At 60.7% G+C, this 24,922-nt stretch carries 23 protein-coding genes; 21 read left to right on the top strand and 2 right to left on the bottom strand.

Annotated features, from left to right (window positions below):
- Positions 1-247: 247 nt before the first annotated feature.
- Positions 248-1,606, top strand: coding sequence for an NAD(P)-dependent oxidoreductase (locus tag IG616_RS10310; protein WP_192148071.1), 1,359 nt, complete (start codon positions 248-250; stop codon positions 1,604-1,606).
- 15 nt (positions 1,607-1,621) lie between these two features.
- Positions 1,622-2,932, top strand: coding sequence for an NAD-dependent dihydropyrimidine dehydrogenase subunit PreA (gene preA, locus IG616_RS10315; RefSeq protein ID WP_192148072.1), 1,311 nt, complete (start codon positions 1,622-1,624; stop codon positions 2,930-2,932).
- Positions 2,933-2,992: 60 nt separating this feature from the next.
- Here preA and IG616_RS10320 read toward each other — a convergent pair whose 3' ends face one another.
- Positions 2,993-4,006, bottom strand: coding sequence for a LacI family DNA-binding transcriptional regulator (locus IG616_RS10320; RefSeq protein WP_192148073.1), 1,014 nt, complete (start codon positions 4,004-4,006; stop codon positions 2,993-2,995).
- Positions 4,007-4,295: 289 nt separating this feature from the next.
- Here IG616_RS10320 and IG616_RS10325 point away from each other — a divergent pair, with 289 nt between their 5' ends.
- The 12 genes from IG616_RS10325 to IG616_RS10380 all read left to right on the top strand — a co-directional run bounded on the left by IG616_RS10325 (position 4,296) and on the right by IG616_RS10380 (position 17,611).
- Entirely contained in the window at positions 4,296-5,327 is a 1,032-nt protein-coding gene (locus IG616_RS10325; protein ID WP_209007420.1) for a TRAP transporter substrate-binding protein, read from the top strand.
- A gap of 82 nt (positions 5,328-5,409) precedes the next feature.
- Positions 5,410-7,461, top strand: coding sequence for a TRAP transporter large permease subunit (locus IG616_RS10330; RefSeq protein WP_209007421.1), 2,052 nt, complete (start codon positions 5,410-5,412; stop codon positions 7,459-7,461).
- Positions 7,462-7,533: 72 nt separating this feature from the next.
- On the top strand, positions 7,534-8,418 hold the full coding sequence (gene ltnD / locus IG616_RS10335; protein ID WP_209007434.1) for an L-threonate dehydrogenase: 885 nt from the start codon (positions 7,534-7,536) through the stop codon (positions 8,416-8,418).
- A complete protein-coding gene (gene otnK / locus IG616_RS10340; protein ID WP_192148075.1) occupies positions 8,415-9,653 on the top strand; it encodes a 3-oxo-tetronate kinase in 1,239 nt (412 codons plus the stop codon). The genes ltnD and otnK overlap by 4 nt, the downstream gene beginning before the upstream one ends.
- The gene (gene otnC / locus IG616_RS10345) at positions 9,650-10,300 is read left to right on the top strand and encodes a 3-oxo-tetronate 4-phosphate decarboxylase (protein ID WP_192148076.1); all 651 of its coding nucleotides are present in this window, start codon (positions 9,650-9,652) and stop codon (positions 10,298-10,300) included. The genes otnK and otnC overlap by 4 nt, the downstream gene beginning before the upstream one ends.
- The gene (locus IG616_RS10350; protein ID WP_192148077.1) at positions 10,297-11,052 is read left to right on the top strand and encodes a hydroxypyruvate isomerase family protein; all 756 of its coding nucleotides are present in this window, start codon (positions 10,297-10,299) and stop codon (positions 11,050-11,052) included. The genes otnC and IG616_RS10350 overlap by 4 nt, the downstream gene beginning before the upstream one ends.
- A gap of 330 nt (positions 11,053-11,382) precedes the next feature.
- A complete protein-coding gene (locus tag IG616_RS10355; protein WP_192148078.1) occupies positions 11,383-13,023 on the top strand; it encodes an AMP-binding protein in 1,641 nt (546 codons plus the stop codon).
- A gap of 112 nt (positions 13,024-13,135) precedes the next feature.
- Positions 13,136-14,272, top strand: coding sequence for an ABC transporter substrate-binding protein (locus IG616_RS10360; RefSeq protein ID WP_192148079.1), 1,137 nt, complete (start codon positions 13,136-13,138; stop codon positions 14,270-14,272).
- Positions 14,273-14,281: 9 nt separating this feature from the next.
- Positions 14,282-15,196, top strand: coding sequence for an ABC transporter permease subunit (locus IG616_RS10365; protein WP_192148080.1), 915 nt, complete (start codon positions 14,282-14,284; stop codon positions 15,194-15,196).
- Positions 15,197-15,214: 18 nt separating this feature from the next.
- Complete coding sequence (locus IG616_RS10370) at positions 15,215-16,186, top strand: ABC transporter permease subunit (RefSeq protein ID WP_192148108.1); 972 nt, start codon at positions 15,215-15,217, stop codon at positions 16,184-16,186.
- Positions 16,179-16,928 carry an ABC transporter ATP-binding protein gene (locus IG616_RS10375; RefSeq protein ID WP_192148081.1) on the top strand — a complete coding sequence of 250 codons (750 nt, stop codon included), beginning with the start codon at positions 16,179-16,181 and terminating at the stop codon, positions 16,926-16,928. The genes IG616_RS10370 and IG616_RS10375 overlap by 8 nt, the downstream gene beginning before the upstream one ends.
- The gene (locus IG616_RS10380; protein ID WP_209007437.1) at positions 16,925-17,611 is read left to right on the top strand and encodes an ABC transporter ATP-binding protein; all 687 of its coding nucleotides are present in this window, start codon (positions 16,925-16,927) and stop codon (positions 17,609-17,611) included. Before IG616_RS10375 ends, IG616_RS10380 begins: the two co-directional genes overlap by 4 nt.
- Positions 17,612-17,644: 33 nt before the next feature.
- Here the strand turns inward: IG616_RS10380 and IG616_RS10385 are convergent, their stop codons facing one another.
- On the bottom strand, positions 17,645-18,157 hold the full coding sequence (locus tag IG616_RS10385; protein ID WP_192148083.1) for a MarR family winged helix-turn-helix transcriptional regulator: 513 nt from the start codon (positions 18,155-18,157) through the stop codon (positions 17,645-17,647).
- A 207-nt stretch (positions 18,158-18,364) separates the two neighbouring features.
- On the opposite strand from IG616_RS10385, the gene IG616_RS10390 reads away from it, so the two are divergent.
- The 7 genes from IG616_RS10390 (at position 18,365) to IG616_RS10420 (ending at position 24,436) form a co-directional block, all read left to right on the top strand.
- Positions 18,365-20,680, top strand: a complete 2,316-nt coding sequence (locus tag IG616_RS10390) for a bifunctional salicylyl-CoA 5-hydroxylase/oxidoreductase (RefSeq protein WP_192148084.1) — start codon at positions 18,365-18,367, stop codon at positions 20,678-20,680.
- Positions 20,681-20,687: 7 nt separating this feature from the next.
- Positions 20,688-21,470, top strand: coding sequence for an SDR family NAD(P)-dependent oxidoreductase (locus IG616_RS10395; protein ID WP_343072361.1), 783 nt, complete (start codon positions 20,688-20,690; stop codon positions 21,468-21,470).
- A gap of 37 nt (positions 21,471-21,507) precedes the next feature.
- Complete coding sequence (locus IG616_RS10400) at positions 21,508-21,927, top strand: acyl-CoA thioesterase (RefSeq protein WP_192148086.1); 420 nt, start codon at positions 21,508-21,510, stop codon at positions 21,925-21,927.
- The gene (locus tag IG616_RS10405) at positions 21,917-22,315 is read left to right on the top strand and encodes a RidA family protein (RefSeq protein ID WP_192148087.1); all 399 of its coding nucleotides are present in this window, start codon (positions 21,917-21,919) and stop codon (positions 22,313-22,315) included. The genes IG616_RS10400 and IG616_RS10405 overlap by 11 nt, the downstream gene beginning before the upstream one ends.
- A 62-nt stretch (positions 22,316-22,377) precedes the next feature.
- The gene (locus tag IG616_RS10410) at positions 22,378-22,803 is read left to right on the top strand and encodes a cupin domain-containing protein (protein WP_192148088.1); all 426 of its coding nucleotides are present in this window, start codon (positions 22,378-22,380) and stop codon (positions 22,801-22,803) included.
- Positions 22,803-23,651: a fumarylacetoacetate hydrolase family protein gene (locus IG616_RS10415; RefSeq protein ID WP_192148089.1), complete on the top strand. Its 849-nt coding sequence runs from the start codon at positions 22,803-22,805 to the stop codon at positions 23,649-23,651. The genes IG616_RS10410 and IG616_RS10415 overlap by 1 nt, the downstream gene beginning before the upstream one ends.
- A 2-nt stretch (positions 23,652-23,653) precedes the next feature.
- A complete protein-coding gene (locus IG616_RS10420) occupies positions 23,654-24,436 on the top strand; it encodes an SDR family NAD(P)-dependent oxidoreductase (RefSeq protein WP_192148090.1) in 783 nt (260 codons plus the stop codon).
- Positions 24,437-24,922 lie beyond the last annotated feature (486 nt).

Raw genomic sequence — 24,922 nt, forward strand, 5'->3', positions numbered from 1 at the left:
TTTTTCAAACCTGGACGCCCTTTCCTTGCCCATTTTCGGGCTATGGCGCCATTTTAATCACAAGCGCGCTTTTTAGTAACACGCTGAATTCAATCAGTTTTATTTCTTGAATAAAATCATCAAGTTATTTTGCCTTATAAAAATATTTGACTAACTGTTCAAATTTTTCTTCCATGTCCAAGACAGCTTCTTCACCAAAAGAAAGAAGCGTCTGAAATCGACATCGCCATTTGATCCGGAGGTCATAATGACCGAGACGACAGCCGCTCCCGACATTGCTGCGGGGCGCTTGCCTAAGGACGCATACGCCGAAAAGTTCAGCGACCTTCACCCGCTTCTGGACACCCATGAAGCCTATGTGGAAGCCGACCGCTGCTATTTCTGCTATGACGCTCCCTGCATGCAGGCCTGCCCGACCAGCATCGACATTCCCCAGTTCATCCGCCAGATTTCGACCGGCAACCCGACCGGTTCCGCCCGCACGATCTTCGAGCAGAACATTCTCGGCGGCATGTGCGCCCGGGTTTGCCCGACAGAAACCCTGTGCGAGCAGGTTTGTGTGCGCAACGAGGCCGAAGGCAAACCGGTCAAGATCGGTCAGCTTCAGCGCTATGCCACCGATCATTACATGAGCACCCATGAGACGACCCCGTTCACCCGGGCCCCGTCCACCGGCAAGAAGGTTGCTGTTGTCGGCGCAGGCCCGGCCGGCCTTTCCTGCGCTCACCGCCTGGCCGTGCATGGTCATGATGTGACCCTGTTTGATGCCCGCGAAAAGCTGGGCGGCCTGAACGAATTCGGCATCGCCTCCTACAAGTCCGTTGACGATTTCGCCGCGCGCGAAGTGGCTTTTATCCTCAGCATCGGCGGGATCGAGGTGCAAACCGGCAAGCGACTCGGCGCGGACCTCAACCTGGCAGATCTTCAAGCAGATTATGATGCCGTGTTCCTCAGCATCGGCCTTGGCGGCGTCAACGCCCTGGGTCTTGCTGGGGAAACCAAGGACGGCGTTCTGGATGCGGTCGACTATATCGCTGATCTGCGCCAGGCGGACGATCTTTCCGCGCTTCCCGTCGGCCGCCGCGTTGTGGTCATCGGCGGCGGCATGACCGCTGTCGACATTGCCGTTCAGACCAAGCTTCTGGGCGCGGAAGACGTGACCATCGCCTACCGCCGCGGCCAGGACCGGATGAATGCCAGCGAATACGAGCAGCATCTGGCCCAGACCAATGGGGTCAAGATCCTGACCAACGCCCAGCCGCGTGCACTGGTCGGGGCAAATGGCAGCATCACCGCGATCGAACTGGAAAAGACGAGCGTGGGTGCGGACGGCAGCCTGTCTGGAACGGGCGAGTTCATCACTCTGCCTGCCGACATGGTTTTCAAGGCCGTTGGCCAGACACTTGTGAAGGAAGACCTGAACGGATCAGCCGGCAAGATTGCCATCGAGAAGGGCAAGATTGTCGTCGATGAAGAGCGCAAGACCAGCCTGGCCAAAGTGTGGGCCGGCGGGGACTGCGTGCTGGGCGGAGAGGATCTGACCGTGGCAGCCGTCGAGGACGGCAAAGTCGCGGCGGAAGCCATTCACCGCACCCTTTCTGTCTAAGGCGGAGATCTCATCATGGCTGATCTGAGAAGCAATTTTGTCGGCATCAAATCGCCGAACCCGTTCTGGCTCGCATCCGCGCCGCCGACGGACAAGGAATATAACGTCGTCCGCGCATACAAGGCCGGCTGGGGTGGCGTGGTCTGGAAGACCCTTGGCGACGGCATGCCGGTCGTCAATGTGAACGGCCCGCGTTATGGCGCCATTCACGGCAAGGACCGCCAGCTGCTCGGCCTCAACAACATCGAGTTGATCACCGACCGGCCGCTGGAGCTGAACCTTCAGGAAATCAAGCGCGTGAAGCGCGACTGGAAGGACCGGGCACTCGTCGTCTCCCTGATGGTCCCTTGCGAGGAGCAGAACTGGATCGATATCCTGAAGCAGGTGGAAGACACCGAGGCGGACGGTGTCGAGCTGAATTTCGGCTGCCCCCATGGCATGAGCGAACGCGGCATGGGTTCGGCGGTCGGCCAAGTGCCCGAATATATCGAGATGGTCACCCGCTGGTGCAAGAAGCACACGCGCATGCCCGTCATCGTGAAGCTGACACCGAACATCACCGACATCCGCAAGCCCGCAGAAGCGGCTCATGCGGGTGGCGCAGATGCGGTCTCGCTGATCAACACGATCAACTCCATCGTCTCCGTTGATCTGGACACCATGGCCCCAAGCCCGACCATTGACGGCAAGGGCGCCCACGGCGGCTATTGCGGCCCGGCGGTCAAGCCGATCGCGCTCAACATGGTGGCGGAGATTGCCCGTAACCCGATCACCCGCGACCTGCCAATCTCCGGCATCGGCGGTGTGACCACCTGGCGGGATGCGGCCGAGTTCCTGGCGCTGGGTGCTGGCACCGTGCAGGTCTGCACCGCCGCCATGACCTATGGCTTCAAGGTCGTCGAGGACATGATCGAGGGCCTGAGTGACTGGATGGACAGCGCCGGCTATACGAGCATCGATCAGGTGACGGGCCGCGCGGTTCCCAACTGCTCCGACTGGCAGCACCTGAACCTCAACTACATCGCCAAGGCAAAGATCAATCAGGATCTCTGCATCAAGTGCGGCCGTTGCCACATTGCCTGCGAGGACACGTCCCACCAGGCAATCACCAGCATGGTCGACGGCGTGCGCAAGTTCGAGGTGGTGGACGACGAGTGCGTCGGCTGTAACCTTTGCGTCAGCGTCTGTCCGGTGCAGGATTGCATCACCATGGAAGCCATGGCGCCCGGCGAAACCGATCCGCGCACCGGCAAGAAGGTTGAAGAGACCTACGCCAACTGGACGACCCATCCGAACAACCCGATGGCGCAGGTCGCCGCTGAGTAAGGCCGTCTCACAAAACGAAGAAACAGATCCCGCAGCCCTTCCTTTCCGGAGGCTGCGGGATCAGCCTCTGCGGCCTTCCAGAAGCCCCAGATCGACCTGAGGCACCAGTTCAACGGAAGTGCCGCTGACAACCTTCCCCTCCAGCGCTGAACAAATGATCCCCGCCGCCTGTTTGCCGATTTCGCGGCGCGGCGTGCGCACGGTGGCGATACGTCCCGGAAAACCGGAGGCAATGCTCAGCCCGTTGAACCCGGCAAGCGCCACTTGATCCGGGACGGCAATGCCCGCTTCGATGCAGTAGAACAGCCCTCCTGCGGCAACATCATCATTCGAGTAATAGATGCAGTCGAGATCCGGCGCCTTCGTCAAAAGCTGCTCCGTCAGCGACCGGCCCGCCGCAATGGACGACAGCTCGAATGCTTCGACCTCTTCGACAAAATCCAGCCCATTCTGGATAAGCGCGCGCTGGAAACCGATCCGCCGCTTGGCCGCCCGTACGTCCATGGTGAGGGCGCAGCCTGCATAGCCAAACTTTCGCAACCCAGCCCCGAGCAGCGCCTGAGCGATCTCCTCCCCTGACCGGATATGGGAAAAGCCGACACAGGCATCGACCGGATCTCCGTCCACATCCATGATCTGGACCACAGGAATCTCTGCATTTTCCAGAAGCCGCCGGGTCTGTTCCGGCAGATCCAGACCCGTCACGATCAATCCGGCAGGCTGCCAGGACAGCATGTTGCGGATGATGTCATATTCCTTGTCGAGATCGTAGTCGGTGACGCCGAAGACCGGCTGGACACCACTGCCCGCGATGCCTTCCGAAATGCCAGACAGAACCTGGGCAAACACGATGTTCGTGAGATTAGGCACAACAACGCCGATCAGGTCCGAGCGTTGGCTCGACAGCGACGCCGCCAGAAAATTGCCGACGTAACCAAGCTCCTGAGCCGCCTCCCGGACACGGGCAATATTGATCTTGGAGACATCCCGGACGCCCCTGAGAGCTCGTGACGCCGTCATTTTGCTGACACCTGCAGCGGCAGCCACATCAGCCAAAGTTGCTTTTTTCTTCATCTACTTCCCGTGGCCGCACGCGCGCGTCCCATTCCTGCGCAAACAAAACTGCATCGTTTGAACCCGGCACGGACACCCACGGAAACTCTGCATCCTAACAGTTGACACTGCCATTTTCTGATTGCTACTGATATGGATACCGGTACCGATACCAGTCGATCTTGCAGGCAGGACGGCAACCGCGTCAACCCGATCTTCGGCCGGAAGAGGAGCCGGCGGAGGATATTCGGTGAAATCAGCTTTGCCTGGGGGGAGTTCTCGACCCTCGAGCGAATTGGGAGGAATGAGAATGACCGGACTTTTCGGAAAGACACTCTTTGGGGGGCTTCTATTCGCCGCAGCCTTGGCAGCCCCGGCACAGGCTCAGGAATATCAGTGGACGTTCCAGACGTCGGCGCAAGCCGGTGACAACTTCTTCCCCTACCAGCAGGAGTGGGCGGCTCGCGTCAAGACGATGAGCGCGGGGCGGATCGACATCACGGTCGTTCCTGTCGGAACGGTGGTTGCGCACAATGAAACCCTTGAGGCCGTCGGCTCGGGCATTCTGCAGGGGCATTTCTCCGACCCGTCCTATTTCTCCGGCAAGGATCCCGCGTTCGCCATGCTCGGCAACCTGGTCGGCGCATGGTCCGATCCGCAGCAGATGTTCAACTACGTCAATTACGGCGGCGGCAAGGCTCTGTTCAACGAGCTGATGAACCCCTATGGCGTTCAGTTTATGGGAACGTCTTCGACAGGCGTTGAGTCCTTCCTGTCTTCCAAGCCAATTCATGGCGTGGCGGATCTGAAGGGCGTCAAAATGCGCGCACCGGAAGGCATGGTTCAGGAAGTCTTCGCCGCAGCAGGTGCAGCACCTGTGAACCTGCCGGGCTCCGAGGTCTACACTTCGCTGGAAAAGGGCGTGATCGACGCCGCCGACTACACAGTGTTCTCGACCAACCATGCCCAGGGCATGCACAAGTTCGCGAAATATCCGCTCTATCCGGGCTTCCACTCTATGCCGGTGATGGATGTTTCCATGAACAAGGCCATCTATGACGAGCTGCCGGATGACCTGAAGGAAATCCTCGCGGTTTCCGTCCGCGACTTCGCCCAGGACATGGTGGCCCGGCTGAAGCAGGAAGACATGAAGGCCGTGGCAGAAGCCAATGCCGATCCGGACATCACGGTGATCAACTGGTCGGATGAAGAGCGCGCCAAGTTCCGCGCCATTGCCAAGACCCAGTGGGCCCTGTGGGCAGACCGCTCGGAAATGGCCCGCAAGGCCTATGACAGCGTGACCGCCTATCTGATCGCCTCCGGTCTCCTCGTGAAGGAATAATCCGCAGCTTGCGCGGGAGGGGCTTCACCGCCTCTCCTGGCGCGTCATGACGGCACAGATCAGACTGCGGAAAGGGAAAAGAATGGCTTCCAAGGCAGCCAATATGTCCGGCGCCATGCATGCGAGTGGACCAGATTTCGGATCAGGAAACGGGATCGACGAGCAACTGGACGCTCTCAAGCGCGCCCATGCGGATGAAGCGGGCGGGCCGCAAAATGCGCTCGACCGGGGCATCCTGCGCGCCGGAACCTTCGTCTGCTTCCTCTTTGCGCTGGCGACACTGATTTCCCTTTATGAAATCCTGGCCCGTTACGGCTTCAACGCGCCGACGATCTGGGCCCATGAAAGCGTCATTGCGCTGATTGCCGTCTGCTATCTTTATGGTGGCATGCAATGTCTGGCCGGCGACAAGCATATCCGCATCGGCCTTATTTACTTTGGCACCAAGGGCGGTACCCGGCGGCTTCTGGATTTCGTCAACTCGCTGATGGGCCTGTTCTTCGCGATCGCCATTGCCTATGCCGCCTTCACCATGGTGCAGAAATCCTGGTGGACCCCGCAGGGAGACTTCCGGCTTGAGCGGTCCGGTTCCGCCTGGAACCCCGTCACGCCCGCGCTGGTCAAGATGGCTCTGCTGGTGACTTCTTCGGTCCTGGCCGCACAGTCGCTCGGACACATCTGGACCGCGATCAAGGGCACCGGCTTCCGCCACCAATCCGGTGATCCGGTCAGCAAACTGGCCGTCCTAAGCATCCTGATTGTCATGGGTCTGCTCATTTCCGGGGGCCTTTATCTCTTCTCGTACGGCCGGTCGATCGGCATCGAAACCGGTTCCCTGCTGCTCGTCGGCAGTATCATGGTTATGATCCTGACCGGAATTCCGCTCGCCTTCGTCACCGGTCTTATCGCCATTCTCTTCACCATCGCCTGGTTCGGCCCGATGGGCGTGCCTCTGGTCTCCAGCCGCATCTACAGCTTTGTCAGCGAATATGTTCTCGTCGCCATTCCCATGTTCGTGCTGATGGCGTCGCTTCTGGACCGCTCCGGCATGGCCCGCGATCTTTATGACGCCATGCGCCTGCTGGCCGGACGGATCAAAGGCGGGGTTGCCATCCAGACCCTAATTGCTGCGGTCTTCCTGGCGGCAATCTCGGGCATTATCGGCGGTGAAATCGTCCTTCTCGGCCTGATCGCCCTGCCGCAAATGCTGCGCCTCGGATACAACCGCGCCCTTGCCATCGGCACGGTCTGCGCGGGCGGATCACTCGGCACCATGATCCCGCCGTCGATCGTGCTGATTGTCTATGGCCTGACTTCCAGCGTTTCCATCGGCGACCTGTTCCTGGCAACGGTTATTCCGGGCCTGCTGCTGGCTGCTTTCTATATCATCTACATCTTCACCCGCTGCACGCTGGACCCGTCCATGGGCCCGCCCGTGGATCAGGCAGAGCTGGACATGCCTTTCCGGGAGAAGCTCTCGAAGCTCAAGGGTGTTGTCCTGCCGGTCGGCGTTGCCGTGCTCGTTCTCGGTTCGATCTATGGCGGCATTGCCTCCGTTACCGAGGCTGCTGCCATGGGCGTCGTCGGCGTGTTTCTGGCAGCCTTGATCCGGCGGGAAGTCACCTGGGCGCTGATCCGCGACAGCCTGCAGCAGACACTCGACACCTGCGGCATGATCATCTGGATCGGCCTCGGAGCCGCGGCTCTTGTGGGCGTCTACAATCTGATGGGCGGTAACCGTTTCATCGAGGGCACGATCCTCAACTCCGGCGCCTCCCCCATGGTGATCATCCTGATCATGATGGGCATCCTGATCGTGCTCGGTCTCTTCATGGACTGGATCGGCATTGCCTTGCTGACCATGCCGATCTTCGTGCCGATTGTCGTTAAGCTCGGCATGGACCCGGTCTGGTTCGGCATTCTCTTTGCGATGAACATGCAGGTCAGCTATCTGTCCCCGCCCTTCGGGCCGGCAGCCTTCTACCTGAAGTCCGTTGCCCCCAAGGACATGACCTTGTCCGAAATCTTCCGCGCCCTCGTCCCCTTCATCCTGATCCAGCTGCTTGCCCTGGCCATTGTCCTGTTCAATCCGGACATTGCCCTCTGGCTGCCGCGCTGGGCTCAGGGGCAATAGTCAGCGGATCCCCAATCGAAGTCGGAGATTGAAAGCGTGAGCAAGAACATCGGCGTTATCGGTCTCGGCTCGATGGGGTTCGGCATGGCCACCTCCCTGCTGCGGGCAGGACACAGGGTCTGGGGGGCGGATATGAATGCGGCCCGGGTCGAGGACCTCACACGGCAAGGCGGAGAGCCCACTCCACTGGCGACTGCGGCAAAGGACTTCGACATTCTGGTCGTCGTCGTTCTGAACGCCAGTCAGACACGGGAGGTGCTTTTTGGACCGGGCGGGATTTCAGGCCAGCTGAAACCCGGTGCCGTGGTGGTGTCCTGCGCGACCGTTGCACCGGATTTTGCCCGGGAAATGGATGCGCTTTGCACCGCCTCGGATCTGCTCTATCTGGATGCGCCGATTTCCGGCGGTTCGGTGAAGGCGGCACAAGGCCGCCTGTCCATTATGGCGTCGGGATCTCCTGAAGCTTTTGCTGCGGCAGGGCCCGCACTGGATGCCATGGCCGAAACGATCTTCCATCTGGGAGAGACACCCGGCGCTGGATCGGCTATGAAGGCAGTTAATCAGCTTCTCGCCGGCGTGCACATCGCAGCCATGGCAGAGGCGATTACCTTCGGCATGACCCAAGGTGTCACGCCGGAGCAAATTCTAGATGTGATCCCGAAATGCGCGGGGACTTCATGGATGTTTGAGAATCGTGCCCCCCATATTGTAGCGGGTGATTATACGGCTCATTCCTCCGTTAATATCTGGCCAAAGGATCTGGGCATCGTGCTTGATATTGCACGCAGCGCCCAGTTTTCCGCTCCCATGACGGCAGCAGCCTTGCAGCAATTTCTTGCAGCTGCTGGATCTGGGCTTGGCCACGAAGATGACGCAGCTGTTGCCAAGGTCTATGCCCGCAACGCAGGTCTCAATCTCCCTGCGCCTTTCACAGCCCAGACCAGGGACCCAGAATGAAACTTGGAGCAATTGGCGACGATTTTACAGGATCGTCAGATCTCGGCTTAACGCTCGCCCAGGGCGGCATGCGTACCGTGCAATATGTTGGCGTTCCCGGCAAACCGGCGGCGGCCGATGTGGACGCAGGCATCATTGCCCTCAAGTCCCGCTCCATTCCTGCAGACGAGGCCGTCAAGCAATCCCTCGACGCCCTGCGCTGGCTGCAGGAACAAGGATGCAAGCAGATCGTCTTCAAATATTGCTCCACCTTCGACAGCATGCCCGAAGGCAACATTGGTCCGGTGATCGAAGCCCTGATTGATGCGCTGGAGACGGATGCTCCCGTTATCGTGTGTCCGGCCTTTCCGGCGACTGGCAGAACCGTTTATCAGGGACATCTCTTCGTCCATGACAAACTGCTGTCTGAATCCGGAATGGAGCATCACCCGCTCAACCCAATGACGGACCCGGACCTGCGCCGGTTTCTTGCCCGGCAAACCAAGAGACCGGTCGGACACCTTGCCCTGGCCGCCATCCAGTCCGGGCAGGCACGCAAGACACTTCTGGATGAAGCAGAGGCCGGGCGGCAGATCATCGTTTGCGATGCGGTCAGCAACCAGGATCTCCTCATCCTCGGAGAAGCTGCCCGCGGATTTCCGCTTGTTACTGGTGGCTCCGGCATCGGCCTCGGCTTGCCATCGGTTTTGCGCGCTGATGAGAGGGAACCCGCCAAGTGGTCGGGGGTGTCCGGCCCGGCCCTTGCCCTTTCCGGGTCCTGTTCTGCGGCCACCCGCAACCAGATCGCCGTCCACAGGGCGGAAGGCGGGGCCCAGCGCAAGGTGGAAGTCGAGGAGATTATCGGCGGGCTCACTCCGGCTGAGCTGCTCGACTGGGCAGAAAGCTGCGGCGGCCTTCCCCTGATCTACAGCTCTGACGACCCTCATTCGGTCAAAGCTGCCCAGAACCGGTTCGGCCAGGACCGCTGCGCGGAAGCGGTGGAGGGTTTCTTCGCCAACCTCGCAAGCCAAGCGCTGGAGCGCGGCTTCACCCGGATCATTTCCGCTGGCGGCGAAACCTCCGGCGCCGTGGTGCGGGCTGTCGATGCCACCGCGCTGCGCATCGGGCCGATGATTGACCCGGGCGTTCCCGCGGTCAAAATCGAGGGCAGAAAAGTGGCGCTCGCACTCAAGTCCGGCAACTTCGGAGCAGAAGACTTCTTCATCAAGGCGGCCCGCGTTCTGGAGGGGAAATGAGCCCGGAAATCCGGCTGCGGGAAGATATCTGCCTGCTTGCCAAGTCCCTGTTTGACCGGGGACTGACAGGCGGTTCCTCAGGCAACATCTCTGCACGTCTGGAAGACGGTTCCCTGCTCGTGACCCCCACCGGCTCGTCCCTCGGGCGGCTGGACCCTGCAAGACTGAGCCATTTCTCCAAGGAGGGAAGGCTGCTTTCAGGCGATCCGCCGACCAAGGAAATGCCGCTGCATACCGCCTTTTACGACACCCGGACCCAGACGGGCGCCGTGGTGCATCTGCATTCCTGTCACTCGGTCGCGCTCTCGATGCTGCCCGATACGGATCCGGACAACGTTCTGCCGCCCCTGACCCCTTACGGGATCATGAAGCTCGGCAAGGTCAAGCTGCTCCCCGTCTTTCTGCCCGGTGACCCGGCCATGGGGGAAGCCGTGCGCGGGCTTGCGGGAAAACGGTCTGCGGTGCTGCTCGCCAATCATGGTCCGGTCGTTGCCGGCAAGGACGTGGAAGCTGCGGTTTATGCGGTGGAAGAACTTGAGGAGACTGCCAAGCTCGCTCTTCTGACCCGCGGCCTGTCTCCCCGTCTCCTGACTGAGGATCACGTCGAGCAGCTGGTGAAGACCTTCAATGTGGAGTGGGACGCATGAGCAAGGCTTACCGGTTTTCCGCCAACACAGGCTTTCTCTGGAAAGACCGGCCGTTTCTGGACCGGATCCTGGCCGCGAAGGCAGCGGATTTTGACGCTGTCGAGTTTCATGACGAAGGGCAGCTTACGGACCGCGCCGCGCTGAAAGAGGTTCTGGCCAGCACCGGTCTCTCCGTGCGCGGCTTGAATGTCCGGATGGCGGAGACCTCCGGCTGCGCCGCCATTCCGGGCATGGAAGACCAGGCCCGCCAGGATATCCTCCAGGCCATCGAACTGGCTGAAGACATCGGCGCGAAAGCCATTCACGTGCTTTCCGGCAAGACCCAGGATCCAGCTGCGAGGGACACCTTCCTGAAGGCGCTTGAGTTCGCCTCCACCCAGACGGACAAGACCGTGCTTCTGGAGCCTTTGTGCCACGCCAAGGCACCCGGATATTTCCTAAGGCACATTTCGGAAGCAGCAAGCCTGATAGCGGACGCCGGGCGGGCGAACCTGAAGATCATGTTCGACTGCTTCCACATTCAGGCAGAGACCGGCGACGTTGCGGGAAGCTACCGGACCTACAAGAACCTGGTCGGTCATATCCAGATCGCCTCCTATCCGGAGCGGTCGGAACCGGGAAGTGGCGACCTTGATTACAGCACTCTGCTGCCGGGCTTTCTGTCCGAAGGTTATGACGGCTACTTCGGCTGCGAATACACCCCGGCTGCGGGCACAGACGCCGGACTTGGCTGGCGCGGCCGGCTTGCCTGAGGTCTGGCCTGATCCCACAGCCATCAAAAATGACCCAATAAGGCGGCCACGCTTAACCCAAGCGCGTTTGCGATCTCCCCTCTCTTCCCTTCTGACACCTCCTTCCAAAACGCCTAAATCCTGTGCGTCATGGCGTCTCCGCCGTCACGCCGTTTTGACTTTCATGAAATATTTCAATCTCATATCAGATTTATTATAAGCTTAAAATTTCTTCCTTGATCCCCATCTGAACCAGTGCCATGCTGAATTAAAGAGCTGCCGGAAAGGTGGCCAATCGTGGACAGCAGAAAAAACAAAAAAAGCTGCCACGCGCTTCTGGAGAGACGGGACATGACTGCACTGGGACCAACAGCGCACGTGGACACGTTCACGCGCGATCATCTGCCGCCAATGGAAGACTGGCCGCAGTTCAATCTGGACGGCTTTTCCTATCCTGAATGGCTGAATGCCGGGGCCGAGCTGACCGACCGCATGGTCGAACGGGGCTTTGGCGACCATGTTGCCCTGATCGGCAATGGCCGCCGCCGCACCTACAAAGAGCTGACCGACTGGACCAACCGGCTTGCCAATGCGCTGGTGGAAGACTTCGGTGTGAAACCCGGCAACCGCATCCTCATCCGCTCGGCAAACAACCCTGCCATGGTCGCCTGCTGGCTGGCTGCGACAAAGGCTGGCGCGGTGGTCGTCAACACCATGCCCATGCTGCGGGCCGGAGAACTTTCCAAGATCATCGACAAGGCCGAGATCACACTTGCGCTGTGCGACACGCGGCTGATGGACGAGATGGTCGCCTGCGCCAAGGACAACGTCTTCCTGCAACAGGTGATCGGCTTTGACGGAACCGCCAATCACGATGCGGAACTGGACCGGGCAGCACTCGACAAATCCGTAAGGTTCGAGGTGGTGAAGACCAGCCGGGATGATGTCGCTCTTCTGGGCTTCACGTCCGGCTCTACCGGCCTCCCCAAGGCAACCATGCATTTTCATCGGGACATTCTGATCATTGCAGATGCCTATGCAAAGGAAGTGCTCGACGTTCAGCCTGAGGATGTCTTTGTCGGCTCGCCGCCATTGGCCTTCACCTTCGGTCTCGGTGGTCTGGCGGTGTTTCCCCTGCGCTTCGGGGCCAGCGCCGCTCTGCTTGAAAATGCGACGCCGCCAAACCTCATCGAGATCATCCAGAAATACAAGGCAACGATCTGCTTCACCGCCCCCACCGCCTACCGGGCAATGCTGACGGCCATGAGCCAGGGCGCAGATCTATCGTCCCTCCGCATTGCCGTTTCCGCCGGAGAAACCTTGCCAGCCCCGGTCTATGAAGACTGGATCGCCAAGACCGGCAAACCGATGCTGGACGGCATCGGGGCGACGGAAATGCTGCATATCTTTATTTCCAACCGCCTTGGCGACAGCAAGCCGGCCTGCACGGGCAAGCCGCTTGCAGGCTATGAAGCCATGGTGGTGGATGACGACATGAAGGAAGTGCCGCGCGGAACGGTGGGCAAACTGGTCGTCAGAGGTCCGATTGGCTGCCGCTATCTGGCAGATGCCCGTCAGCGCGACTATGTCCGGGACGGCTGGAACCTGACCGGTGACAGCTTTATCCAGGACGAGGACGGCTACTTCCATTTTGCCGCCCGCAGCGACGACATGATCGTTTCCGCCGGCTACAACATTGCCGGGCCGGAAGTGGAAGCCGCGCTGCTCAAACATGATTTTGTCCGCGAATGTGCCGTCATCGGTCATCCGGACGAGGCGCGCGGCCACATCGTCAAGGCTTTTGTGGTGCTGTCGGATCATGCGATCCCTTGCGACGATACCGCCAAGGCCCTTCAAGACCACGTCAAGTCGGTCATTGCTCCCTACAAATATCCCCGCGTGATCGAGTTCCTCCGGACGCTGCCGAAAACGGAATCCGGCAAGATCCAGCGTTTCCGGCTGAAACAGGACCTCGACGCCTTTCAGAACTGAGACAGTCTCCGCCAGACAACTGGCGGGACGCATAGTCATCCAGTAACAATAGCTTGAGTTCTGCCGGTGGGGATGGGTTTACCGGCAGGCCTTCCAAGAAAGAGAGGGAATTATGAAAAGAATTTTATCCGCTGCAGCTTTGGCATTGAGCCTTGGCGTGTCCAGCACCGCCATGGCCGCCCCGGTGAAAATCGGCATGATCACCACCCTTTCCGGCGGTGGGGCCGGTCTGGGCGTCGACACCCGCGACGGCTTCATGCTGGCCATCAAGCGCGCGGGAAATGAAGATGTTTCTGTCGTGATCGAGGATGATGGCCAGAAGCCGGAAATGGCCGTGCAGCTCGCCGACAAGATGATCCAGCAGGAAAACGTCGACATTCTGACCGGTATCGTCTGGTCGAACCTTCTGATGGCCGTGCAGCCCAGCGCTGTCGCTCAGGGCAAATTCTACGTTTCCACCAATGCCGCACCGGCACCGCTGGCGGGCAAAGGCTGCAGCCCGCTCTATTTCAATGCCGCTTACCAGAACGACAATCTTCACGAGGCCATGGGGCAATATGCCAATGAAGGCCACAAGAAGATGTTCATCCTGGCGCCGAACTATCCGGCCGGCAAAGACTCGCTGACCGGTTTCAAGCGTTACTTCAAGGGTGAAGTGGCCTCCGAAATCTACACCAAGCTTGGCCAGACCGACTACGCCGCCGAAATCGCCCAGATCCGTGCATCCGGAGCCGATGGCGTCTTCATGTTCCTGCCGGGCGGCATGGGCATCGCCTTCATGAAGCAATATGCCCAGTCGGGCGTGGACATTCCGGTCATGGGCCCGGGCTTCTCCTTCAGCCAGGACGTTCTGCCCGCCATCGGAGATGCGGCTCTTGGCGTGAAGAACTCCGGCCAGTGGTCCCACGATCTGGACAACGAAGCCAACAAGACCTTTGTCGACGCCTTCAAGGCCGAATACAACCGTCTGCCGTCCATCTACGCGATGCAGGGCTATGACGCTGCCCAGCTGATCCTGTCCGCTGCCGCCAAGGCAGACGTCAAGAACACGGACGCCTTCCGGGCTGAACTGCTGAAGGCGGACTTCCAGTCCCCGCGCGGCAAGTTCAAGTTCAACACCAACCAGCACCCGATCCAGGACATCTACGTCCGTGAAGTGGTGAAGGAAGGCGATACCTACACCAACAAGATCGTCGGCACCGCCTTCACCGATCATGGTGATGCCTACGCTCAAGACTGCAAGATGTAAGGGCTGACGGTGACCGCTGCACTCGCGATAGAGCAATTGCTCAACGGCCTTCAGCTCGGCGTCATGCTGTTTCTGATGGCCGCAGGGCTGACCCTGATCTTCGGTGTCATGGGCCTGATCAACCTGGCACATGGCTCGCTCTACATGGTCGGCGCCTTCGCCTGTGCGGCGGTCGCTTCCCTTACAGGTTCCTTCTGGCTCGGCCTGATTGCCAGTCTGGCTGCGGCGGCGGCCGCAGGAGCCATCATCGAGGTTCTGGTGATCCGCAGGCTCTATAGCCGGGACCACCTGGATCAGGTGCTGGCAACCTTTGCCCTGATCCTGATGTTCTCGGAGGGGACACGCTGGGTCTTCGGCTCTTTCCCGCTCTACCTGAACATCCCCTCGAGCCTGCAGGGGGCCGTATCGCTGCCTGGAGGCGCCCAGTATCCGGCCTACCGGCTGGCGGTGATTGCGGCGGGCGGGCTGATCGCCCTCGGTCTTGCGGCGCTCATCACCCGTACACGGCTCGGGATCCGCATCCGGGCCGGCGAGAACGACCGTGAAATGATCGGAGCCCTCGGCGTCGACATCCGCACGCTCTACACGGTGGTCTTTGCGCTCGGCGCTGCCCTTGCTGGCTTTGCCGGTGCCCTGGTCGGTGCCTTGCAATCCGTGCAGGTCGGCATGGGCGAACCGGTTCTGATCCTGGCCTTCGTCGTGATCGTCATCGGTGGCATCGGATCGATCAAGGGCGCCTTTCTCGCAGCGCTCCTCGTCGGTGTTGTCGATACCATGGGCCGCTTTCTTCTGCCCCACCTGCTGGCAACGGTGCTGCCGCCTTCCGAGGCCGGAACCATCGGTGGATCGGCCTCTTCCATGCTCATCTACATCATGATGGCGTTTATTCTCGCCTTCAGGCCCCGCGGCCTGTTTGCAGCCTGAGACGGAGAAGCGCACGTGATATCCCGCGAATGGACCGTCAATGCCGCCCTTGCCCTTGCCTTGCTGGCGGCAGCCATTGCCGCAGAGGCGGCTGGCCAGGTCTTCTACATCACCCTGGCGACCCGCATCGCCATTCTGGGCCTTGCCGCAACCGGGCTGAACCTCGCCCTCGGTCTTGGCGGTCTGGTGTCCTTCGGCCATGCGGTGTTCTTCGGCATCGGCGGCTATGCCGCCGGCATCCTTGGCAGCCACGCCTTTTCCGGTGACCCGATGATCTTCGGCCTGGAAGGCAGCAACTCCATGCCGCTGATCTGGCTTGTTGCCGCCCTCGCAGCGGCCGTGGCAGGCGTGGTCATCGGCGTGATCAGCATCCGCACCAGCGGTGTCTATTTCATCATGATCACCCTGGCCTTTGCCCAGATGCTCTACTATTTCGCCATTTCCTGGCCCGCCTATGGCGGCGAGGACGGCTTGTCGATCTTCGTCCGCAACGCCTTTCCGGGCGTGAACACAATGAAGCCCTTGAGCTTCTTCCTGATCTGCTTTGGCGCCCTGATGGCGGGGATTGCAATCCTTGCCGTGCTGCGCGGCTCCCGTTTCGGCTCTGCCCTGGATGTGGTCCGGCAAAACGAAGTGCGGGCAGCAGCTGTCGGCATCAATCCCTTTCCGGTCAAGCTGACGGCCTTTGTTCTCTCGGCCATGATCACGGCCGTGGCCGGGGCGCTCTATGCAGACCTCAACCGCTTCGTCAGCCCGTCCATGATGTCATGGCACATGTCCGGGGAGCTCATCGTCCTGATCATTCTGGGCGGAACCGGACGTCTCTTCGGGCCGATGGCCGGTGCAGCGCTCTTCGTTCTGATCGAGCACAATCTCGGCGAACTCACGGAACGCTGGCAGTTCTTCCTGGGCCTGATCCTTCTTGTCACCGTGCTCTTTGCCCGGGGCGGAGTTCTTGGCTTCCTGGCCGGAAAGGTGCGTCATGGCTGAGCCCGTTCTTCAGATCTCCAATCTGGTCAAAAGCTTTGGCGCCCTGCGCGCCACGGATGACGTCACTCTCGATCTCTATCCGGGCGAAATCCACGCCCTGATCGGACCGAATGGCGCTGGCAAGTCCACGCTGATCCACCAGATCTGCGGCACCCACGCCCCGAACAGCGGCACGATCCGTTTCATGGGCGAGGACATCACCCAGCTCGGCGTCGCGGCCCGGGCCCGCAAGGGTCTTGGCCGGACCTTCCAGATCTCTTCCATCGCGCCGGAGTTCTCCGCCCTGCGCAATGTCATGCTGGCCGTTCAGGCCCGGCAAGGCTCCAGCTTCCGTTTTTTCAAACCGGTCCGTAGCGACAAATCACTGACAGAGCCCGCCATGGCGGCTCTGGAGCGGGTGGGACTTGCAAGCCGGGCAACGTTGCCGGTTGCCGAGCTGTCCCACGGCGAGCGGCGGCAGCTGGAAATCGCCATTGCGCTTGCTCTTGGCTCCCGCGCCTTCCTGCTGGACGAACCAATGGCAGGCATGGGACCGGAAGGCTCCCGCGCCCTAACAAGCTTCCTCGCAGACCTGAAACAGGAAGCGCCAATCCTTCTCGTCGAGCATGACATGGATGCGGTGTTTGCCCTCGCCGACCGGATTTCGGTTCTGGTCTACGGCAAGATCATCGCCACAGGCTCGGTGGAAGACATCCGCCGCGATCCTGCCGTGCGCACCGCCTATCTTGGAGATCACGACTGATGCTGCTCGAGGTCAAGGACATCGCCACCTTTTATGGCGCGAGCCAAGCCCTCTTCGGCGTCAATCTGTCGATGGAGGAAGGCGAAGTGGTTGCCCTGATGGGACGGAACGGCATGGGCAAGAGCACCACCATCCGCTCCATCTGCAATCTGACGCCGGCGAAATCCGGTTCGATCACTTTCGGCGGCCAGAAGACGGCCAAGATGCCAGCATTCCGGGTTGCCCGGCTTGGCATCGGGCTGGTGCCGGAAGGGCGGCGCTGCTTCCGCTCGCTGAATGTGCATGAGAACCTGGTTGCTGCCGCGCGGCCTGGCCCCTGGACACTTGAGAAAGTCAATGCCCTGTTCCCGCGGCTGGCGGAACGCCGCCATCAGGCATCCATGACCTTGTCCGGCGGCGAGCAGCAGATGCTGGCCATCGGTCGGGCGCTGATGACCAATCCGAAGCTTCTCATTCTCGACGAGGCGACCGAAGGACTGGCACCGGTGATCCGTCAGGACATCTGGGCCGCAATCCGCACGTTGAAGCAGGAGGGCCTGTCGATCCTGGTGGTCGACAAGACTTTGTCGGAACTGCTTCCCGTCGCGGACAAATGCGTCATTCTGGAAAACGGCCAGTCCGTTTGGACCGGCAAGCCGGGAGACATCACGGAGAGTATCCGGGACCAGTATCTGGGTGTCTGAAGCGCGGGCTATCAGGGCATGCGGCGCGTCGGTTCAGTCTAAGGCGCCGTCCAGCTCGTCCGTCGCCGCAAAACGTGTGAGAGCCGCAGTCTTGATTTCGCTGATATGCGAAAAGAGGCTGGACAGCACCGCCGGATCCATGTCGCGCATCAGTTCCTTCAGCCAGCTTTCATGCGCATGGGCCATGTGCTCGAATTCACTCCGGCCCTGATCCGTCAGCCGGGCAACCGTCACCCGGCGGTCTTCCCGCAGGCGTTCACGCACCAGAAGGCCGTCCGTCTCAAGCCGCTCGACCAGGCCGGTGATATTACCATTGGTGACCATTGTGCGCTGGGAGAGATCGCCCAGTCTCAGGCCTTCCGGTTCCCGGTGCAGTTGGGCCAGGACGTCGAATTGCGGCAGTGTGACGTTGAATTCGATGCGCAGGCGGCGCCTCAATTCCTGTGAAATCAGCTTCGTGGTCGACAAGAGACGCAGCCAAAGGCGCAGCTCCATCTTGCCATCCCCCTGCACATCACCTGCCGCCAGTTCCAGATCATTCAGCATCGCATATCCCTTTGCCTGCAATGCATTGCGGATAAACCGGCTCCGGAGTCAAGCAATTTGCCCTTCGGGCAGGTCAGGTTTGAGCAGCGGCGTTTGTCCAGCCCCGAAATTCACCTCAGGCAATCCGATAGGGATTGACACGGGCGAAAATCAAATTACTTTAAACTTAAAATAATTAAGACTCCAACAGTTTCCGAGGGAATGGCAATGCGCATCGTTTGCATCGGCGGCGGCCCGGCAGGCCTCTATTTCGGACTTCTGATGAAGAAGCTCCATCCAGAGCACGACATCACCGTTGTCGAGCGGAACCGGCCCTATGACACCTTCGGCTGGGGCGTGGTGTTTTCCGATGCCACGATGGAGGCTATGCGCGCTTGGGACGCTGAAAGCGCCGCGGAAATCCAGCAGTCTTTCAACCACTGGGACGATATCGAGGTTCTGTTCAAGGGCACCCGTCAGCGCACCACCGGTCATGGCTTTGTCGGCATCGGCCGCAAGAAGCTGCTGAACATCCTGCAATCCCGGTGCGAAGCGCTCGGCGTCAAGCTTCAGTTTGAAACCGATGTGGAGAGCGATCTCGAATTCCCGGATGCCGATCTCATCATCGCATCCGACGGCGTGAACTCGCGCATTCGCAACCGCTATGAAGAGGTGTTCCAGCCTGATCTGGTCGTCCGGCCGAACCGCTACATCTGGCTGGGCACGGACAAACTCTTCGACGCCTTTACCTTCGATTTCCGTAAAACCGAGCATGGCTGGTTCCAGGCTCATATCTACAAGTTCGACGACACCACCTCGACCTTCATCATCGAGACCACCGAAGAGGCCTATCAGGCCCACGGCCTGGGCGAGATGGACCAGCAGGAGTCCATCGGTTTCTGCGAGGATCTCTTTTCCGAGGTTCTCGAAGGCGTGCCTCTGCGCAGCAATGCCCGCCATATGCGCGGCTCTGCCTGGCTAAACTTCCAGCGGCTGATTTGCGGCAAGTGGAGCCATTTCAACGGCAATTCCCACGTGGTTCTGATGGGTGATGCCGCTCACACAGCGCACTTCGCTATCGGTTCGGGCACGAAGCTCGCCATTGATGATGCCATCGAGCTGACCAACCAGTTCCAGAAGTTCGGCCATGACCGGGAGAAGATCCCGGCAGTTCTCGATGCCTATGAGGAAATCCGCAGGATCGATGTGGCGCGCATTCAGAACGCTGCCCGCAACGCCATGGAATGGTTCGAAGTTGTCGGCCACCGTTATGCGGACACGATGGAGCCGGAACAGTTCATGTACTCCATGCTGACACGCTCCCAGCGTATCAGCCATGAGAACCTGCGCCTGCGCGACAAGGCCTGGCTGGAAGGCTATGAGCGCTGGTTTGCCAGCAAGTCGGGCCTGAACACCGCGGAAGGCGAACGCTGCCTGCCGCCCATGTTCACGCCCTACACATTGCGCGGCGTGACCTTGCCTAACCGCATCGTCGTCTCACCCATGGCCATGTATTCGGCCAAGGACGGTGTTCTGGATGACTTCCACCTCGTCCATCTGGGCAGCCGCGCCCTTGGCGGCGCCGGCCTCGTCTTTGGGGAAATGACCTGCGTGTCTCCCGATGCCCGGATCACGCCGGGCTGTCTGGGCCTATGGAACGACGACCAGATCGAAGGCTGGAAGCGTCTGGCGGACTTCGTTCACACCAACAGCCGCGCCAAGCTTGGCATCCAGCTTGGCCATGCAGGCCGCAAGGGCGCGACCAAGCTGGCATGGGAGGGCATAGATCAACCGCTTGAGGAAGGCGGCTGGCCGCTTCTCTCCGCGTCTGCCCTGCCCTATCTGCCGAACAGCCAGGCACCGAAGGCGATGGACCGGGCTGACATGGACCGGGTCCGCGATGATTTCGTGGCCGCGGCAAGACGGGCAGAGGCGGCCGGTGCCGACTGGCTCGAGTTCCATTGCGCCCACGGCTATCTGCTGTCGAGCTTCCTGTCGCCGCTGACAAACTTGCGCGACGACGAATACGGTGGCAGCCATGAAAACCGCGCCCGCTATCCGCTGGAGGTCTTCCGCGCCATCCGCGCTGTCTGGCCGCAGGACAAGCCGATTTCCGTGCGCCTGTCCTGCCACGACTGGTTCGAAGGCGGCAACACGCCGGAGGACGCGGCGATCTTCGCTGCCATGTTCAAGGACGCCGGAGCGGATTTGATCGACTGCTCGTCCGGCCAGGTCTGGAAGGGGGAAAAGCCAGTCTATGGCCGTCTGTTCCAGACGCCCTTCTCTGACAAGATCCGTAACGAGATCCAGATCCCGACCATTGCGGTCGGAGCGATTTCCGAGGCAGACCACGCCAATTCCGTCATTGCGGCGGGCCGCGCCGATCTGTGCGCTGTCGCCCGCCCGCATCTGGCCGACCCGGCCTGGACACTGCACGAAGCTGCAAAGATCGGCCTGACCAGTGTTCCCTGGCCCAAGCAGTATGTTTCCGGCAAGGGGCAGTTTGAAACCAACCTGGCCCGTGCGGCCGCAGCAGCTCAGTGAGGCGGACGTGGACCAGGTCTCTCCCTCTCAGCATGTGCTGATCACAGGTGCCGGAAGCGGCATCGGGGCAGCTATTGCCCGCCGGTTTGCTGCCAGCGGTGCGAATGTCTCGCTGGCAGGCCGCCGCAGCGCGCCGCTTGAAGCGCTCGCGGATGAGCTTGGCGCCTGTGCTCTGGCGGTATCAAGCTTCGACGTAACCGATCCGGCCGCAATCCAAAGCGGTCTGGCGGCAGCGCGCGAAGCCTTCGGCCCCGTCACGATCCTCGTCAACAACGCTGGCGAGGCGCCCAGCGCGCCGTTTGAAAAAACCAGCCTGGAGCTCTGGAACCATGTGCTCGCCGTCGATCTGACCGGGGTCTTCAATGTCACCCAGGCCGTTCTGCCGGACCTGAAGGCAAGCGGGCAGCCCGCACGGATCATCAACATCGCCTCGACGGCGGGCCTCACCGGCTATGCTTATGTCTCCGCCTATTGCGCGGCCAAGCATGGCGTTATTGGCCTGACCCGCGCCTTGGCGCTCGAACTGGCGAAGACCCGCGTCACCGTCAACGCGGTCTGTCCCGGTTTCACCGACACCCCGATCCTCACCAGCGCGATCGATGCCATCACCGCCAAAACGGGCCGGAGCCGGGACGAAACCCTGGCCGAATTCACCAAGCACAACCCGCAAGGGCGGCTGATCCGGCCGGAGGAAGTGGCGAGCACGGTTGCCTGGCTTGCCAGCCCCGATGCGGGATCGATCACAGGCCAGGCCATCGCGGTGGCTGGCGGTGAAATTCAGGCGGGCTGACGGCCCAAAGACAAGACAACAAGCAGGGAGAGGCAGAATGCCCTTCACCATTTCGAAGCCGATGCGTTTCGGCGACTGCGACCTGACTGGAATTGCCTATCATCCGGCCTATCTGTCGATGCTGGTCGACGTCAACGAAGCCATGTTCGCCTCGTTCGGCATCACGTGGCAGGAGATCATGTTCGAGCGCAAGCTTGGCCTCCCGACGGTGACGATGAACCTCCATTTCGTGAAGCCTGCCGTCTATGGCGACACCTTGGATTTTGCCGTCCATGTGCGCTCCATCGGCCGCTCTTCTCTCGATCTTGAAACCGAGGTCCGTGTGCGCGGCGACATCATCTGGACGGTCCGCCAGCGCATCGTCCTGACATCCACCGAAGACCACAAGTCCCGCGCATGGCCCGATGACATCCGGGCGGGTCTGTCACGCTATCTGGAGCCCAAAGATGAAGCATGAAATCATTCAGCCCGATGGCTGGGCAAAGCCGGTTGGCTATTCCAACGGCATCAGCGCTAGGGGCCGTATTGTCCAGGTTGGCGGCCAGATCGGCTGGGATGCAGACTGCCAGTTTCATTCCGATGACTTCGTGGATCAGGTCCGCCAGACATTGATCAATATCGTCAGCGTTCTGGAAGCGGCGGGCGCAAAGCCCGAGCACCTGATCCAGATGACCTGGTACTTCACCGACCGCGAGGCCTACAAATCCAGCCTCAAGGACATTGGCTCGGTCTACCGCGACATCATCGGCCGGCATTTCCCACCCATGGCCGCCGTACAGGTGGTCGCCCTGATGGAAGACCGGGCCAAGGTCGAAATCCAGGCCCTCGCTGTCGTTCCCGATTGATCCGGATACCCTTGCCGCGTCCAGCTCCCTGACCGCGGTTCATGTCATAAGTGGAGGAAATCATGACTGAGAAAGTGATGCCCGTCGTAACCCGCAAGGGTCAGGAAGATCAGCAGACCGGCCAGTCCGGCGGCTGCGTGCGTATCAGCGGCGTCGGCCCGCAGCACACTCCGGCCACCCGCATCTGGTTCGGCAAGGTCTCCAACGAACCGGGATACCGCTCCCTGCCGCACCACCACGGTGAAGCCGAAACCGGCGGCTATGTGCTGAAGGGCAAGGGCCGCATCTATTTTGGCGAGAACTGGTCCGAGTTTCTCGACATGGAAGAGGGCGACTTCATTTTCGTGCCGCCGAACTGGCCGCATATCGAAGTGAATATGTCGACCACGGAAGAGCTGGTCTGGCTGACCACCCGCACTCCGGACAATATCGTCGTCAACCTGCCTGACGTGGACGATTCCATTCTCACCGGTTTCCGGCGCGCTTGATGAAACTCCTTCGCCATGGCCCGGCGGGCGCCGAAAAGCCCGCCCTCCTCGACGGCTCCGGCAAGGTCCGCGACCTTTCTGGAATCGTTTCCGACATTGCCGGCACCGTGCTTGGCGATGCAGAACTGGACAAGCTGCGGGCGCTTGATCCGGCAAGCCTGCCGGTCATCGAACCCGAGCGCATCGGCCCCTGCGCTGGCGGCACCGGCAAGTTCATCTGCGTCGGCCTCAACTATGCGGACCATGCCAGGGAAACGGGCAAGGCCCCGCCGGAAGAGCCGATCCTGTTCATGAAGGCCACCAGCGCGATCTGCGGCCCGAATGACGCGGTTGAGATTCCCCGCGGCTCGAAGAAGACCGACTGGGAAGTGGAACTGGGCGTCATCATCGGCAAGCGCGCCAAATATGTCAGCGAGACCGATGCCCTGTCCCATGTGGCGGGCTATTGCGTGATCAACGACGTATCGGAACGGGCCTTCCAGTCCGAGCGCGGCGGCCAGTGGACCAAGGGCAAGAGCCACGACACGTTCGGCCCGACCGGCCCCTGGCTTGTGACCCGTGACGAGGTGCCCGATCCCCAAAACCTCCGCCTCTGGCTTGAAGTGGACGGAGTACGCCGTCAGGACGGCTCGACCGCGACCATGATCTTCGGCGTGGCCCATCTGGTGAGCTACATCAGCCAGTTCATGACTCTGGAGCCGGGCGACATCATCGCCACCGGTACACCGCCAGGCGTCGGCATGGGCATCAAGCCGGAACCGGTGTTCCTGAAGGCTGGTCAGGTGATCACCCTCGGCATTGATGGTCTGGGCACCCAGAGCCAGACCACAGTCGCAGCGGGAGACTGAACATGAGCGACCTCACAGGCAAACTCGCGATCGTGACCGGCAGCGCCCGCGGACAGGGAGAGGCGGAAGTCCGCCTCCTGTCTTCCAGGGGCGCAGCGGTCATCATCGCCGACGTGCTGACCGAAGAAGGCGAATCGCTTGAGAAAGAGCTTCAGGCGGCAGGGCGGGAAGTCCGGTTCATCCGGCTTGATGTCTGCGACGCGGCCAGCTGGCAGGCTGTCATCGACCTTGCCAGAGACTGGAAGGGGCGTCTTGATATCCTCGTCAACAACGCCGGGATCATCAACCGCACCCTGATCGGCACCACCTCTCTGGAAGCCTTCGAGAGGGTGATGAAGGTCAACCTGTCCGGCGCGTTTCTGGGCATTCAGTCGGCAACCGGCCTGATGGCGGAAAGCGGCGGCGGATCGATCGTCAACATCGCGTCCAACAGCGGCTATTCCGGTCACTACGACCCGGCCTATACCTCCAGCAAATGGGCGCTGCGCGGCTTGACCAAGACTGCCGCCATGGAGCTGGTGTCGAAGAACATCCGCGTCAATGCGGTCTGCCCCGGCCTTGTGGTCACCGGCCTCAATGCGTCGTCGCCGCATCTGAAGCCAATGATCGAAATGACGCCGATGAAGCGGAGCGGCAAGCCGGAGGAGATCGCGGAGCTGGTGCTGTTCCTCGCCTCCGATGCCTCGAGCTTCATCACCGGCGAGGATTTCGTCATTGATGGCGGCTTTACAGCTGGTGCCGCTTACCGGGGCGTTGCGGAACGGACCGGCATCTATTCGGCATGACACATTGTCCAGGGTCTCCCCTGGGCAGCCCCTCTTGCCTCTACTGACCTGCAGCCAGTGACACGCCCCGGCTCCCGCCACATCAAGACCAGCCAATCACAGCGCCCGTTCGCCAAAACAAAACGTATGTGTTGTCAAAACTGTATGCGGCTCCCCCCGGCGGGTGGTTTCGTATAGCACTGGTCGGTGGGCGTCGTCGCGGCTTATGAGCGCTTCATTTTTGGGAGGGGGCTGATGGCGCAAGCCGCAAGGCTGCGCTTTCGCTGAGCGCGGCCGCCAGTTTTGGCTGTCCGCCCTTGTGTTTTGTCCGGCTACAATTGGAGTGTATTTGCCGTTTTCGCTGCATTCCAGCGTTTGGATGCATTGACGGGACTTGAACGCGTTTAGCCCCGCTGTTTTGCGAGGCTTGTTGTATTATTTTTTGGTGTATTTTGGTTGCGGGGGCAGGATTTGAACCTGCGACCTTCAGGTTATGAGCCTGACGAG

This window comes from Roseibium litorale (genome assembly GCF_014842915.1).
Classification (GTDB): domain Bacteria; phylum Pseudomonadota; class Alphaproteobacteria; order Rhizobiales; family Stappiaceae; genus Roseibium; species Roseibium litorale.